Source organism: Ralstonia mannitolilytica (genome assembly GCF_000954135.1).
Taxonomy (GTDB): Bacteria; Pseudomonadota; Gammaproteobacteria; order Burkholderiales; family Burkholderiaceae; genus Ralstonia; species Ralstonia mannitolilytica.
Map to the genome: position 1 here is coordinate 732,442 of NZ_CP010800.1, position 13,295 is coordinate 745,736.

12 protein-coding genes are annotated in these 13,295 nt (G+C 66.6%); 3 read left to right on the plus strand and 9 right to left on the minus strand.

Annotated elements, in window-relative coordinates; genetic code table 11:
* The first annotated feature begins 70 nt into the window (after positions 1 to 70).
* Complete coding sequence (locus TK49_RS19970) at positions 71 to 292, plus strand: hypothetical protein (protein WP_045219387.1); 222 nt, start codon at positions 71 to 73, stop codon at positions 290 to 292.
* Positions 293 to 442: 150 nt separating this feature from the next.
* Here TK49_RS19970 and TK49_RS19975 read toward each other — a convergent pair whose 3' ends face one another.
* Genes TK49_RS19975 through TK49_RS19995 form a run of 5 tightly spaced genes read right to left on the minus strand, consistent with a single transcriptional unit; the run spans position 443 to position 5,898 of the window.
* The gene (locus tag TK49_RS19975; RefSeq protein ID WP_082076362.1) at positions 443 to 2,011 is read right to left on the minus strand and encodes a M20/M25/M40 family metallo-hydrolase; all 1,569 of its coding nucleotides are present in this window, start codon (positions 2,009 to 2,011) and stop codon (positions 443 to 445) included.
* Positions 2,012 to 2,032: 21 nt separating this feature from the next.
* The gene (locus TK49_RS19980) at positions 2,033 to 3,511 is read right to left on the minus strand and encodes an AMP nucleosidase (RefSeq protein ID WP_045219389.1); all 1,479 of its coding nucleotides are present in this window, start codon (positions 3,509 to 3,511) and stop codon (positions 2,033 to 2,035) included.
* Positions 3,512 to 3,557: 46 nt separating this feature from the next.
* Positions 3,558 to 4,331, minus strand: a complete 774-nt coding sequence (locus tag TK49_RS19985; protein ID WP_045220401.1) for an amino acid ABC transporter permease — start codon at positions 4,329 to 4,331, stop codon at positions 3,558 to 3,560.
* A complete protein-coding gene (locus TK49_RS19990) occupies positions 4,328 to 5,038 on the minus strand; it encodes an amino acid ABC transporter permease (protein WP_082076382.1) in 711 nt (236 codons plus the stop codon). Before TK49_RS19990 ends, TK49_RS19985 begins: the two co-directional genes overlap by 4 nt.
* Before the next feature lie 53 nt (positions 5,039 to 5,091).
* On the minus strand, positions 5,092 to 5,898 hold the full coding sequence (locus TK49_RS19995) for an ABC transporter substrate-binding protein (RefSeq protein WP_373271729.1): 807 nt from the start codon (positions 5,896 to 5,898) through the stop codon (positions 5,092 to 5,094).
* A gap of 359 nt (positions 5,899 to 6,257) precedes the next feature.
* Here TK49_RS19995 and TK49_RS20000 point away from each other — a divergent pair, with 359 nt between their 5' ends.
* A complete protein-coding gene (locus TK49_RS20000) occupies positions 6,258 to 7,907 on the plus strand; it encodes a diguanylate cyclase domain-containing protein (RefSeq protein ID WP_045219393.1) in 1,650 nt (549 codons plus the stop codon).
* A 171-nt stretch (positions 7,908 to 8,078) separates the two neighbouring features.
* Complete coding sequence (locus TK49_RS20005; RefSeq protein WP_082062937.1) at positions 8,079 to 8,534, plus strand: acyl-CoA thioesterase; 456 nt, start codon at positions 8,079 to 8,081, stop codon at positions 8,532 to 8,534.
* A gap of 6 nt (positions 8,535 to 8,540) precedes the next feature.
* Here the strand turns inward: TK49_RS20005 and TK49_RS20010 are convergent, their stop codons facing one another.
* The 4 genes from TK49_RS20010 to TK49_RS20025 form a co-directional block, all read right to left on the minus strand.
* Positions 8,541 to 9,932, minus strand: coding sequence for a sensor histidine kinase (locus tag TK49_RS20010; RefSeq protein WP_045219397.1), 1,392 nt, complete (start codon positions 9,930 to 9,932; stop codon positions 8,541 to 8,543).
* 207 nt (positions 9,933 to 10,139) lie between these two features.
* On the minus strand, positions 10,140 to 10,892 hold the full coding sequence (locus TK49_RS20015; protein WP_045219400.1) for a class I SAM-dependent methyltransferase: 753 nt from the start codon (positions 10,890 to 10,892) through the stop codon (positions 10,140 to 10,142).
* 97 nt (positions 10,893 to 10,989) lie between these two features.
* Positions 10,990 to 11,895, minus strand: a complete 906-nt coding sequence (locus TK49_RS20020) for an amidohydrolase family protein (protein WP_045219402.1) — start codon at positions 11,893 to 11,895, stop codon at positions 10,990 to 10,992.
* Positions 11,896 to 11,950: 55 nt separating this feature from the next.
* Positions 11,951 to 13,198 (minus strand): MFS transporter, encoded by a 1,248-nt coding sequence (locus TK49_RS20025; protein WP_045219404.1) that lies wholly within the window; start codon positions 13,196 to 13,198, stop codon positions 11,951 to 11,953.
* Between the last annotated feature and the right edge of the window lie 97 nt (positions 13,199 to 13,295).

The following is a 13,295-nucleotide window of genomic DNA, read 5'->3' on the forward strand; positions in this document are numbered from 1 at the left end:
CGGCGGACAGATTTATGTCACATGCCTTTGCTATGGTGAATGCTCAACAATCATGAGCGGGGGAAACACCATGCCGATTCAGGAAGTGACACACGGAGCGCATGTCATCTTCATCGATCCGCTGCAGCGCGATGACCGTCGTTGGACGGCGCGTTTTCAGGTCTGCCGGGCCGGCCATGTCGTGTGTGACTGGGAAGATGTCGAGATGCCCGAGGGCTTCATCTCGCCCCAGCTCGCATTGAGCGCGAGTGTGCTGCTGGCAGAACACCGCCTGTCCAGCTTGCCGCACTAGCGCCAGGAACCGCAAACGCCCGCCACCCCGGCGGGTGTTTTCTTTGTACGGGGTGCGATCTCCGGTAGCGCCTGCCGCGTGCACCCGGCGGATCGTTTGCGAGGTGCGCCCGGCACCTTCCTCGTTGGCGCGCCGCGTGGCGCGCTGCCGTCACAGCGGATGCGTCATCAGGCTATGGATGGTGCGCACACCGCTTACGTAGTTGCCCATGCGCAGGTTTTCATTCGCGGCGTGCTGATTGTTGTCCGCGTTCACCAGCGGAACGATCGCGAAGGGCACCTGCAGCACGCGCACGATTTCCGCGGTGGGCACCGTCCCGCCCATCATGCGGATGCGCACCGGCGCGGGCTTGGCGCCAAACGTGTCCGCCAGCGACTGATAGGCCCACTTTCCCACGGCGGAATCGATTGGCGAGCCGGCGGCGTCCGCGCCTTCGCTCTGGTACCAGAAGCTTGCGAGCTTGTCATAGCCGCTGCGTTCCTCGTCCGTCGGCGCATTCTTCACAAGGTGATAGCCCTGGCGGACGATGTGCTGCTCGATCAGCTTGCCGAGGTAGTCTGCGGTGGAGTCGGGTGTGGTCCGCAGGTCGAGTTCGGCGACGGCCTTGTCGGGCACGATGTTGGCCACCTTGTCGCCCACCGCCGCGGCGCCCATGCCGCGCACGTTCAATGAGGGGTACTGCATCGCCTCCTGGTAGTTGGCGCCGACCTTGTCGGCGTGCGCAATGCCCAGGCGCTTGTTGAGCGCGGCTTCGTCATCCGGCACGGCCGCCATGATCTGGCGGTCGGCCTCGCTGATCTTCACGTGGTCGTAGTAGCCCGGGATGGTGACGCGGCCATCGTCGCTCTTCATCGATGCCAGCAGCGTTGCCAGGCGCTGCGCAGGGTTGGGCGCGTAGTTGCCGTAGTGCCCGCTGTGCAGCGGCACCTTGCCGCCGTAGACGGTGAGCCGCGCTTCGGCCGCACCGCGGTTGCCGAAAATCAGCGTCGGGAGGTTGGTCGCGTGCATCGGGCCATCGTGGATGACGATGGCGTCGCAGCGCAGCAGGTCACGGTTGGCCTGCATGATCTTGCTGATCGACGGCGAGCCTTTCTCTTCCTCGCTGTCGAGGATGACCTTGACGTTCACCGCCGGCTGCGCGCCCTGGGCCTTCAGCGCATCGATGGCGGCCAGCATCATCATGATCGGGCCCTTGTCGTCGGCGGATGCCCGGCCGAACACGCGCCACTCGGGGTCGAGCGGCCCGTTGAACAGTTGCGCCGGGTCGATCTCTTCCCAGCCGCCCTGCGCCGTCTTGCGCTTGAGTACGGGCGTCCACGGGCTCTTCTGCGCCCACTGCGCGGGAATCACCGGCTGCCCGTCGAGGTGCATGTAGAACAGCACGGTCTTGCGCGCGGGGTCCGCATTCGGCAGCTCGGCGAAGAGCATCGGCTTGCCGTCGTTTGCGAGCTGCCGTGTCGTGAAGCCGCGCTTGCGGAACGCCTGCTCGAGCCAGTCGACGTTCTTGCGGATGTCCTCCGGCGCGATGGCGTCGTTGGGCAGGGAGAGCACCTCGAAGTATTCACGGTAGGTGCCCTGCGCATAGCGTTCGGCGTCCGCGGTGGACAGGTCGGCCGCGCTGGCCGCACCGGCAGCGCCCAGCAGCAGCGCGGCAAGCCACGTGCGGCGCTGCAGGTTCTTGTGTGACAGCGTTTGCGAGGCGGCGTGCGGTGCCGGCATGTTCGTAGGGGCGGGGGTGGGTCAGCGAAACGCTGGCTCGTCGAAGCTGCGCAGCTTGCGCGAGTGCAGCGCTTCGACGCCGGTGGCGCGCAGCAGGCGCACGGCTTCCATGCCGATGTCCAGATGCTGGCTCACGCGCTGGCGGTAGAACAGGTTGGCCATGCCGCGCAGTTTCAGCTCGCCATGAAGCGGCTTGTCCGATACACAGAGCAGGGTGCCGTAGGGCACGCGCAGGCGGAAGCCGTTGGCGGCAATCGTGGCGCTTTCCATGTCGATGGCGATCGCGCGCGACTGGTTGAAGCGCGTGTACAGCGCCTGGTACTTCAGCTCCCAGTTGCGGTCGTCGGTGGACACGACCGTACCGGTGCGCATGCGCGATTTCATGTCGGCGCCCGAGAGCCCAGTGATGCGCGCCACCGCCTCTTGCAGCGCCACCTGGATCTCTGCGATGGGCGGCACGGGCACCCACGGCGGCAGATCCTGGTCGAGCACGTGGTCGTCGCGCACATACGCGTGGGCGAGCACGTAATCGCCGAGCTGCTGCGAGCGGCGCAGCCCGCCGCAGTGGCCGATCATCATCCAGCAGTGCGGACGCAGCACGGCCAGGTGGTCGGTGATGGTCTTGGCGTTGGACGGGCCCACGCCGATGTTCACCAGCGTCACGCCCAGCTTGTCTTCGCGCACGAGGTGGTAGGCCGGCATCTGCGGCAGGCCCTTGATGCGGTGCGCGTCGTCGGGCGCGGGCATGCCGAGGTCGTGCTCGGTGTCGCCGGGTTCGACAAAGCGGATGTAGCCCTCGTCGTTGCCGTCTTCCATGAGCTTGCGGCCCAGCGCGGCAAATTCATCGACGTAGCGCTGGTAGTTCGTGAACAGCACGAAGCGCTGGAAGTGTTTGGGGTGCGTGGCGGTGTAGTGGTACAGGCGCTGCAGCGCCAGGTCGACGCGCTCGGCGGTGAACATCGACAGCGGCTGCGGCTCGTCGCCCATCGGCCGGTAGGTGCCGTTGGCGATGGAGTCATCGATCATCGACAGATCGGGCAGCGTGAACGCGCTGCCGAGCGCGCGCGCCTGTTCGGGCGTGATGTCGACGGTGGAGGCCTCCACCACGAAGGGCAGCGGAATTGGCCGGTTGCTCACGCCCACGACCACCGGGCTGTTGTGGTAGTGCAGCAGGCGCTCGATCTGCACGCGGTAGTAATCGCGGAAGAGATCCGGCCGCGTGAGCGTCGTGCCATAGACGCCCGGATATGCCACCGTGCCCCACGCCGGGCGCGCATCGCTCACCAGCGTTTTCGGGTCGACGGTGATGCCCAGGTACGGGTAGCACGCGGCAGCGGCCTCGCTGCAGTCTTCGCCTCGCGCAAATGCGTGGAAGCGATCGCGGACGGCCTGCGCCGAGCGTTCGTAGATGGCGGTGATGCGCTCGACGGCGGTGTTGGCATCGGTGCAGATGGCCAAGTCTTGCGCGGGATAGAGGTGAGTGGCGCGGGTATCGGTCATGTTTCGATGATACCGGCGTTTTGTGAACCTGAGATAGCGGCGTTGCCTAGGTGACGGCGTCGGATGCCGGACGCGCGCGCCAGCGCAAAAAGCGCTGCCAGGTCGACATGGGGGAGCGGTGCGCGACGGCCTTGCCCGTGTCCGCGCGCAGCCCATTGGGCAGCGCCTCGATGCCGCTGCACAGCAGGAAGTACAGCACCGCCACCGCGCCGAACACCTCGGCCGGATAGGCTACCGTGCGGCTGTTGACCTGGCTCGCGGCGGTGGACAGCTCGACCACACCCACGATGTAGGCCAGCGACGTGTCCTTGACCGTCGACACCCACTGGTTGGCGAGCGACGGCAGCATGATGCGCCACGCCTGCGGCAGCACGATCGTGAGCAGCGCCTGCGTCGGTCGCATGCCCAGCGCCAGCGCCGCGTTGCGCTGTCCCGTGCCGACGGCGTGCAGCCCGGCTGCCATGCTTTGTGCAATGTAGGCCGCGCCCACGGCGGCGAGTGCGGTGACCACCGTGGCGGTCTCAGGCACCGCCACACCCAGCGCCATCGGGATCAGGAAGTACGCCCAGAACATCAGCATGAGCACCGGAACGGCGCGCAGCGTTGCCAGCAGACCGCGCAGCAGGCGCGCCAGCCTGGCGAGGCCGGGGGCGGCATCGAGCCGGTCCAGCAGCAGCGCGGCGCCCACGCCTGCCGCCGTGGCGGCCAGGCAGGCCCACAAGGCCATCCAGAGGGTGAGTGCGGCGCCCGCGAGTGTCCCGTTCGGGTACGGGCCCACCAGCAGGTAGCGCAGGTGCAGCAGCACGGCGTCGATCGTCATGCGGGGGCGCCGGCCGGCGTTGCCGAGGCACGCGCCCATCCGAGTCGGTGCAGCAGCATCGGCGCAGCCCATTGCAGCAGCAGGATCGCGGCGGCATACAGCACCGTCGCCACGGCAAAGGCCTGGAACGCGAGCAGCGTGTCGGTTTCCACCTGCCGCGCGCTGTACGAAAGCTCCGCCAGCCCGATGCCCATGGCCAGCGACGTGTTCTTGATGGTGTTGGCGCACTGCCCGAGCAGCGGCAGGGCCGACACGCGCAACGCCTGCGGCAGCACCACGCGCAGGAAGGCGGCGCGCGGCGTAAAGCCGAGCGACAGGGCGGCCTCCCGCTGCCCCTGCGGCACGGCGCGCAGGCCGGCGCGCAACTCCTCCGAGAAGAATGCGCCCGCATACAGCGCAATGCCGAACGCCGCCGCCAGGAATTCAAACGATGGCGCAGGCAGCCGCCAATTGCCCAGCGCGATCCCGTTCCAGCCCGTGATGGCGCCGATCACGTGCTCGCCGAGCAGCTGCGCGGCTCCGAAATACCAGAAGAACAACTGCACCAGCAGCGGCGTCTTGCGCACGAAGGCCACCAGCGCGCGTGCCGGCAGATGCAGCCACGGCAGGGTGCTGGCCCGCAGCCCCGTCAGCAGCAGGCCGATGATCAATCCCCCCGCGATGGCGGCCGCCGACACCAGCAGCGTCATGCCAAAGCCCTCCAGCATCCAGCCGAGATAACGCGGCGGCAGGGGCTGGAGGAAGGCTGGCAGGCTCAAGCTCACTTCGTACTGCCGATGACGAAGTCGCGCGCAAGCGGTGCCGCGCTCTTCGGGCCGAACCAGCGGTCGTAGATGCGGGCGGCGGTGCCGTCCTTCTCGAGGCCGAGCAGGATCTGGTCGATGGTGGCGGTCAGCCGCGCTTCGCCTTTGGGAATGCCGATGCCCATGTACTCGCGTGTCAGCACGAACGGCGAGATCTCGAGTTCGTTGCGGTTGGGCAGCGTCGCGAGCAGCGCGCCGAGCTTCGCACCGTCCTGCGCAAACGCCTGGATGGCGCCGCTGCGCAGCGCGGTGAGCGCGAGCGGCGAATCGTCATACGCGATCACGCGGGCGTTCGGATAGCCGTCGCGCAGCGTGGTCTCCTGCGTGGTGCCCTTGTCGACGCCCAGGCGGATGCCGTCTTTCTTCAGGTCCTCCGGTTGCTTGAGGAAACCCTTCCTCGCGATGAACTGCAGGCCGCTGGCGAAGTACGGCGTGCTGAAATCGATCTGCTTCTTGCGCTCGTCCGTAATGGTGAAGTTGGCCGCCACGATGTCGACCTTGCCCGAGGTGAGCAGCGGTACGCGGTTGGCCGGGTTGGTGGCGCGCAGTTCCAGCTTCACGCCCAGCTTCCTGGCGATCTCCTGCGCGTAATCGACATCGAGGCCGACGGGCTGGCCAGTCCTGGCGTCGGCATAGCCGAAGGGCGGGTTGGCATCGAACACGCCCACGCGCAGCACGCCCGCGCGTCGGATGTCGTCCAGCCGGTCGGCGCGGGCGGCCGGCGCGTGCAGTACCGCGACCGCCAGCGCCGCCCCGATCACCATGCCCACCGCCTGCCGGGATGCGCGCGTCAGTCCCCGCAACAACAGCCGCCCTGAAAAGCCTGCCTGCATGACAACTCCCCTGAAGATTTTGAGGGGTCCAAGCGTAGGGCCGACGCCCGGCCGTGCAAACGAATTCGTTGGCAGATCGATATGCGCGGTGAACCACGGCGGCGTCTGGGGATGCGGCTGGCCCTTCAGTTTTTACATTTGCCGCCGATAATGCTTGACAGGGCATCTGGCGAGCTGTTTCGCCATCGATTCCCTGGGAAAAGAACAACACCGAACGGGGAGTGCAACGTGGATCGACCGGCTGGCCGGGCCTACCGCCGGTATCGCCGTGGGCGCGGGGAGTGCGGATCATGCTGATCGCCGCACTGGCTTGTGCTGCCCTCGTCTCGATCGCGCTGATCGGCCTGTCATGGTCACGCCGCGACGACGCCGAGGTTGCCTCGTTCATGCTGCTCGTCCTCGGCACCGCGCTATGGAGCGGCGCACGGCTCATGGAAGTCGTCACGTTGGACATGCCCGCGCGCGTGGGCTGGGCCAAGGTGGCCTACCTCGGCATCATGATCGTGCCGGCGGCGTGGCTGCGCATGGTGATCGGGCTGACGCGGCCAGAACTGAACGCCTTGCCGCTCGTGCGCGCGGGCTCGGTGCTGGCGCTGCTGGTAGGCGCCGGCTTCATGGGGCTGGTGGCGACCAATGAGCTGCACCACCTCGTGTGGCTCGATGCGCGGTTCGTCGTCATGGGCGGTGTGCAGCGCGCCGTGTTCGACCATGGGCCGATGTTCTGGATCGCCACGGCGTACAACTATGCGCTGCTCGCGGCCAGCCTCGTGCTGCTGACGCTTCCTGCCGGCGCCACCGCGACGGTGCTGCATGGGGCATCCGGCACGCGTGTGCGCCTTGCGCTCGTGATCGGGCAGTTGCTGCCGCTCGTTGCGCATCTGGCCTACCTGCAGCGCTGGACGGTTGCCCTGGGCGGCGACCTCACGCCCGCCACCTTTGCCGCCAGCGCGGCGCTCGTGGGCGGCCTGGTGCTGCTGCCGCGCCTGCGAGATACCGCTGCCTATGCGCGCGGCAAGATCCTCGACGCCATGCGCGATGGCTGTCTCGTCCTCGCGCCAGACGGCACGATCGCCAGCATGAACGCCGCCGCACGGCACCTGTTGCCCACGGCGCGGCTATACGCGATGCCGCCGGCGGAGCTGGAGACCCCCGCGCTGCTGCGTGAGTTCGATCGCACGCGCGTGCCCAACCGTCACCAGGTCTGGCTGCCGGACGCGGGCCGCACGCTGGAGATCACCCTGGATGGCCTGAGCGACGCGCGGGGCAGGCGCGTCGGCGTTTTCCTGCTGCTGCGCGACGTGACGGCCGAACAACTGCAGCGTGCCGGCATGGCCAGCGCGCAGGACGCTCTGCGCGGCGAACTGCAGCGCACGCAGGCCAAGCTGAGCGTGCTCGAGAACGACGTCAACCGCGATGCGCTGACGCATCTGCACAACCGCCGCTTCTTCGAGACGCAGGCCCCGCGCCTGCTCGAACATGCGCGCCGCGATCGCCGCTCGGTCACGCTGGCGCTCTTCGACATCGACTGCTTCAAGCAATACAACGACACCTACGGCCACCTGCAGGGCGACGAGTGCCTGCGCATGGTGGCCGACGTGCTGGGCAAGGCGTGCCGCCACCCCGACGATTTCATCGCGCGCGTGGGCGGCGAGGAGTTTGTCGCCATGCTCTTCGACCTGACGCGGGACGAGGCGCGCCAGGCGGTGGCCCGCGCCGTCGCAAAGGTCGCGGAGCAGGCGCAGCCGCATGCCGCATCGCCGGTTGCGCCGTACGTGACGCTGTCAGCCGGCGCGGTGACGCTCACGCCCGACGCCGAGCGCCTCGATGGGCTGTTCGAGCGGGCAGACGCGGCGCTGTACGCAGCCAAGCGCGGCGGGCGGAATACGTTCCGGCTCGATGTGGCAGGGGTGGGGCTGCGCAGCGTGGCAGGGGGGGAATGACGAGGCCGGGAAGGCGATTGCATCGGATCGTGACGGAGTGATGCTGGCATCGGAAGAATGGATGCATGTGAGGGATTGACTTCACATGCGCGGCTGCCGCCAGCAGCTTTCCGTTCATGGAGTACACAAATGCCAGCAGGCAATCCGATTGAGTCGGTGATTTCCCAGTACATGCGCGCGGGCACGCAATCTGCCGCATTCTCGGCCGACCTGACGTTTCACCACACGTTCGATGTGTATTTGAAGGATTCCAACGCCTTCGCAAACACGTACTTTGCCCGGTATTTCGAGTGGCAGGGCGTGGCGCGCGAACGATGGTTTTACGAGTGTGTCGATGCAAACCTCGTGGGAGGGAACGTCATCTTCATTACCAAGCGAGCGCACCAGGAGTTCGTTGAAGAGACATTCCCGTTCCAGCGCATCGATTGCTACCTGAATACGTTCCAGGTCCGGCCGTGCTCGGCCTATCTGCTTTTCCGGTTCGAGTCGGCAGGGCAACTGGTGTCGCTGGGTTATCAGCAGATTGTGATTGCAGGTGCGGATCGCACGATTCAGCGGCTGCCAACACACATCATGGAGCGCGCCAAGGAGTATGAACTGAGGCCGCGCACGCCCGTTGTCGCGTAAATTGCGCTAATGCACTGACGGTTGGGGAAACCGCATGGAGAACAGCGTGTATTCCCCAACCACGGACTCACATTCAATATGGCCGCCAAATGCATGCATGACGCGGCGGCAGAAGGTCAGCCCCACACCTGCGCCCTTGCCGTGATGCTTGGTGGAGAAGAACGGATCGAAGATGCGGCGCAACACCCTTGGTGGAATTCCGGTTGCGTCGTCCCGGACCTCCAGCACGTAGGCGTCCCCATCGTCCCGCGCGGAGATGACGATCTGGCCCTTGCGTGCGAGCTGGATGGCGTGCAGCGCGTTCTTGATCAGGTTGAACAGCACGTACATGAGCAGCGTTTCCGAGCCGATGAATCGCCAGTTCGGATCAAACTCGCTGACTTTGATCCGCTCCCGTTCACCGGGGCGAAACGGGTACTGTTCCAGTGCCATGGTGACGCACTCCCGCAGCGAGTGAGCGCTGAAGGTACGCCGGTCCAGACGCTCCAGCGTGACGGAAGCCAATGCCATCTCGATGACGCTGTGGGCGCTGGACACCTCCGCGCTGATGGCCTGTGCCAGCTTGGAAACACGTTCCAGTACCGCCGGAGACAGCGGCTCGCGGTCGCTGCACAGGCCATGGTGCACGGCGAGCTGGTAGCCGTGGAACAGCTCAGGCCACGCGCGGGCGATCTCACTCGCTTGCAAGCGGATTGTCGTCAAAGGCGTGCGCACTTCATGCGCTACCGTGGCCGCCAACGCGTACGGGTGCATCAGATCGAACTTCACCACGCCAACAGCAATGATGCCCAGGCTTGCGGCAATGAACAGTACACCCGGCGGGTAGAACATCAAGCCGTAGTTCACCGCGTAGTCGGCGGCAGAAAGCGTGTAAAGACCGAGGCCCAGCAAACAGACCCACAATCGTTTGCGTTTTTCCGCTGTGGTGTGCTGTTGTGCTGCATACAGCAGCCATGCACTGCGCAGCGCGAGCAGCACGGTCTGGCTGATGTGTACTGCCTCGAGCGGACCGGCCTTGGGGTAGAACCCAAACGGAAAGTGCCATACGCCTGCAATCACCCAATCCGTGGTGAGCAGCAAAACGATCAGCACGCCATCGACCGCATAGGAGGCGACGATCCACCGCTGCTCTTCGGCGCGTTCGGAGATTTCGGCGATGAAATGGTAGAACGCCGTCGGCACGACCAGGATCGCGACCCACCCCAGTTTTGTGAGCAGGGTCGCGACGCTGCTATCGGCAGTCTGAAACAGAAACGCCCACAAGCCTTGCCACAGGCTGGTCAGCACCGCCATGCCGAAAAACGCCAGACTCGCCCGCGTGCGGCCGCGCGTACCGAGCACATAGATGCCGTAGAACAGAAACAGCGACGAGACGAATGCCGGAAGGAGTGCGTACATGGAATCGGAAGCTGGTCGCGGCCAATGGCGGTATTGCCGACGATGCGCGGACGACCTTCAAGGGTAAGGGCAATCTCGCCTGGCCCACACATGTTCCGATTTCACTTCTTTTTCATTCAGGATTAAGCGAAACCTGAAAAAGCGCTTCGCCGCGAGCTTCGCGCGGCACTCCCTCCAAAGAGGGGGGGGCAAAAAGGATGAGACGGCTCAGGTGGCCTCGATCATCATTGCGTCAATCGCAAACGAATGATCGGGCGCCACGGCAAAGTAGACACGTGCCTCGTCGGCGGCGTGGTCCAACAGGTGGCGGATGGCGTCGGCGCGCACCTGCGGCGTGCGGATGCGCGCGATCCAGGTGTCGAACGCCATCGTCAGCTTCCAGGTGCGCGGCGTGCCCGGATGGAAGCCGGCTTCGGCCAGCATCGCCTGCCATTCCGAGACGCGGTAGTCCCGTACGTGCGACGCATCGCGCAGCACTTCCGCCGTCTGCAGCAGCGTGTCGAGCAGCGGCACCTCCGGCGCGACGATATCGACGACGACGAGCTTGCCGCCGGGTTTGAGCACGCGCCGCGCCTCGGCCAGCCCGCGGCGCACGTCGTACCAGTGGTGGGCAGAAAAACGCGTGGCGACGATGTCGAAGGCGGCATCGTCGAACGGCAGCGCCTCCGCGCGCGCGGCTTGCGTGTGCAACTGCCGGAGGCCGCGGCGTGCGGCTTCGGCGGCCACCACGGCCAGCATGGCTTCAGACAGGTCGACCGCCACCATCGTGGCCACGTGCGGTGCCATGGCGAAGCTCACATGCCCGCCGCCGCAGCCGAGGTCGAGCACCTTGGCCTGCGGGATGGACTGCGCCAGCGCGGCCAGCGCGTCGAGGTCGGCGCCCTGTGCGTGCACGGCGCTGGTGAAGTAGGCCTGGGCGACCTGGCCGAATTGCCGGTCGACGAGTCGATGCTGCTGCATGGCGGCTCCTTTCTTGAGGTGGGGACGAGGAGCGGCCAGTGTAGGAGCGCGGTCCGCGCGGCGAAATTCGTGGTTGGCGAAGGCCGGTATCGCGGGTTCAGGCGAAGCGGAACAGCTGCGCCGGCGTATCCACCAACACCTGTTGGCGGTCCGCCGCGCTCGGCAGCAACACGCTGGCGAAGGCCCATGCCTTGTCGTAATCGATCTGCGATTCGAATTGCGTGTGCGGCCAGTCGCTGCCCCAGACGAGGCGGTCCAGGCCCAGCGCGTCTTTCAGGCGGGGCATGGCGGCTTGTGCGATGGCCTCGCCGCGCGGGTTGGCGCCGTTCCGGTAGGCGCCGGAAATCTTCACCCAGACGCGGCGCGTGCGGCCGGCGGCGAGCAATGCCGCGAAGCCAGGGTCGTCCACGCCGAGCGCGGGGTCCGGCCGGCCGAAGTGGTCCACCACCACATTGACCTGCGCTTCCAGCAGCGGCTGCAGCAGCGCAGGCAGGCGGCGGGCTTCCACGTGCAGTTCGACGTGCCACCCGAGCGCGTGCAGGCGGCCCAGCGCGGCCTGCCACACGGGCGATTTCAACTGCGGGTCCGGCGCGCCGATGAGGTTCAGCCGGATGCCGACGATGCCCTCGGCGTTCAGCTGCGTGAGGAAGGTGTCAGGCGCGGTCGGGTCGATGACCGCCACGCCGCGCAGCCGCTGCGGGGCCTGCCTGAGGGCGGCCAGCATGTAGCTGTTGTCGGTGCCCAGGAAGCTGGGCTGGATCAGCACACCGTGCGACACGCCGTGCGCATCGAGCTGCGCAAGATACGCCGACAGCGGCGCGTCATACGCAGGTGCATAGCGGCGCGCGTTGGCCAGCGGCAGGCCGCGCTCGAACACGTGCGCGTGTGTGTCGATGGCCGTGATGCGCGTGGTCTCGCGCATGCCGGTGCTTGCGCAGCCCGCAAGGGCAGTGGAACCTAGCATGGCGAGCAACCCGGTGTTGAAGGTGCGGCGCGATGGCATGGAGTCTCCTGGTGTGGTGTTGTGCGGGTCGTCATGGCAAAGCGGAACGGACGGATCAGGCGGTCACGGCGGCCAGGTCGCGGCCGCGTGTTTCGGGCAGCATCAGCACCGCCAGCGCGACGATCGAGTACGCGATGGCTGCGTCGATGCCGATGGCCGTGCCCAGCGACATCGACGCGCTCATCTTGCCCACCAGCACCGGGAACGCGGCCGACACGACGCGGCCGAAGTTGTAGCAGAAGCCCACGCCCGTGCCGCGCACGCCGTGCGGATACAGCTCGTTGAACAGCGCGCCCATGCTGGCCGGGATGCCCGCCGCGAAGAAGCCCAGCGGAAAGCCGAGCACCAGCATGGCGCCATCGGAGAGCGGCACGAGCAGGTACACGAGCACCGTGACCACGCAGCAGCACGAGAACAGCAGGATGTTGCCGCGCCGGCCGATGACGTCGAGCAGCCACGCGCTGGCCACGCAGCCGCACCAGAACGCAAAGATGATGACCGCCAGGTAGCCGCCGGTGCCCAGCACCGACAGGTGGCGTTCGGTCTTCAGGTACGTCGGCAGCCACGTCATCAGCGCGTAGTAGCCGCCGTGCGCGCCCACGCCGAGCAGCCCGCCGATGAGCGTCATGCGCAGCACCTGCGGACGGAAGATGTCGAGCAGCGGAAAGCGCGAGACCGGCATGTCCGATGCACTCGCGCTTGGCTTGACGGCCGGCACGGGCTCCTGCACGCCGCGGCGGATGTAGATGATGAGCAGCGCCGGCAGCAAGCCCGCCGCAAACATCACGCGCCACGCAAGGTCGGGCTCCACCAGCGAGTACGTGAGCGCATACAGCAGCACGGCGCCGCCCCAGCCCACGGCCCACGCGCTCTGTACGGTGCCCATGGCCTTGCCGCGATGGCTGGCGCGGATGCTCTCCGCCATCAGCACGGCGCCCGCTGCCCATTCGCCGCCGAAGCCGAAGCCCTGCAGGGCCTTGAGCACCAGGAACTGCTCAAAGTTCTGTGCAAATGCCGAGGCAAACGTGGCAATGGAAAACCACAGCACCGTGATCTGCAGCGTGCGCACGCGCCCAAAGCGGTCGGTCAGCGCGCCGGCAATCCAGCCGCCCAGTGCAGATGCGACGAGCGTGACGCCCGACACCAGCCCGGCCTCCGCCTTGCCGATGTGCCATGCCGCGATGATGGTGGGGATGACGAGGCTGAACATCTGCACGTCCAGCGCATCGAGCGCCCAGCCGCCGAAGCACGCCCAGAAGGTGCGCTTTTCCCCTTTCGAAATTTCTTTGAACCAGCCGAACATGCGGTCTCCTCCGGGCGACGCAAGCGATGTGCTCATCACACATTGCTCTAGTCATCTATATGAATAGATGAATTGTAAGACGCGCGAAGGGCCGACG

Excerpts from the sequence above, each read along its gene's own strand:
- TK49_RS19970 (WP_045219387.1), top strand. The coding sequence starts at position 71 with ATGCCGATTCAGGAAGTGACACACGGAGCGCATGTCATCTTCATCGAT.
- TK49_RS19975 (WP_082076362.1), bottom strand. The coding sequence starts at position 2,011 with ATGCCGGCACCGCACGCCGCCTCGCAAACGCTGTCACACAAGAACCTG.
- TK49_RS19980 (WP_045219389.1), bottom strand. The coding sequence starts at position 3,511 with ATGACCGATACCCGCGCCACTCACCTCTATCCCGCGCAAGACTTGGCC.
- TK49_RS19985 (WP_045220401.1), bottom strand. The coding sequence starts at position 4,331 with ATGACGATCGACGCCGTGCTGCTGCACCTGCGCTACCTGCTGGTGGGC.
- TK49_RS19990 (WP_082076382.1), bottom strand. The coding sequence starts at position 5,038 with ATGCTGGAGGGCTTTGGCATGACGCTGCTGGTGTCGGCGGCCGCCATC.
- TK49_RS19995 (WP_373271729.1), bottom strand. The coding sequence starts at position 5,898 with ATGGTGATCGGGGCGGCGCTGGCGGTCGCGGTACTGCACGCGCCGGCC.
- TK49_RS20000 (WP_045219393.1), top strand. The coding sequence starts at position 6,258 with ATGCTGATCGCCGCACTGGCTTGTGCTGCCCTCGTCTCGATCGCGCTG.
- TK49_RS20005 (WP_082062937.1), top strand. The coding sequence starts at position 8,079 with ATGCGCGCGGGCACGCAATCTGCCGCATTCTCGGCCGACCTGACGTTT.
- TK49_RS20010 (WP_045219397.1), bottom strand. The coding sequence starts at position 9,932 with ATGTACGCACTCCTTCCGGCATTCGTCTCGTCGCTGTTTCTGTTCTAC.
- TK49_RS20015 (WP_045219400.1), bottom strand. The coding sequence starts at position 10,892 with ATGCAGCAGCATCGACTCGTCGACCGGCAATTCGGCCAGGTCGCCCAG.
- TK49_RS20020 (WP_045219402.1), bottom strand. The coding sequence starts at position 11,895 with ATGCCATCGCGCCGCACCTTCAACACCGGGTTGCTCGCCATGCTAGGT.
- TK49_RS20025 (WP_045219404.1), bottom strand. The coding sequence starts at position 13,198 with ATGTTCGGCTGGTTCAAAGAAATTTCGAAAGGGGAAAAGCGCACCTTC.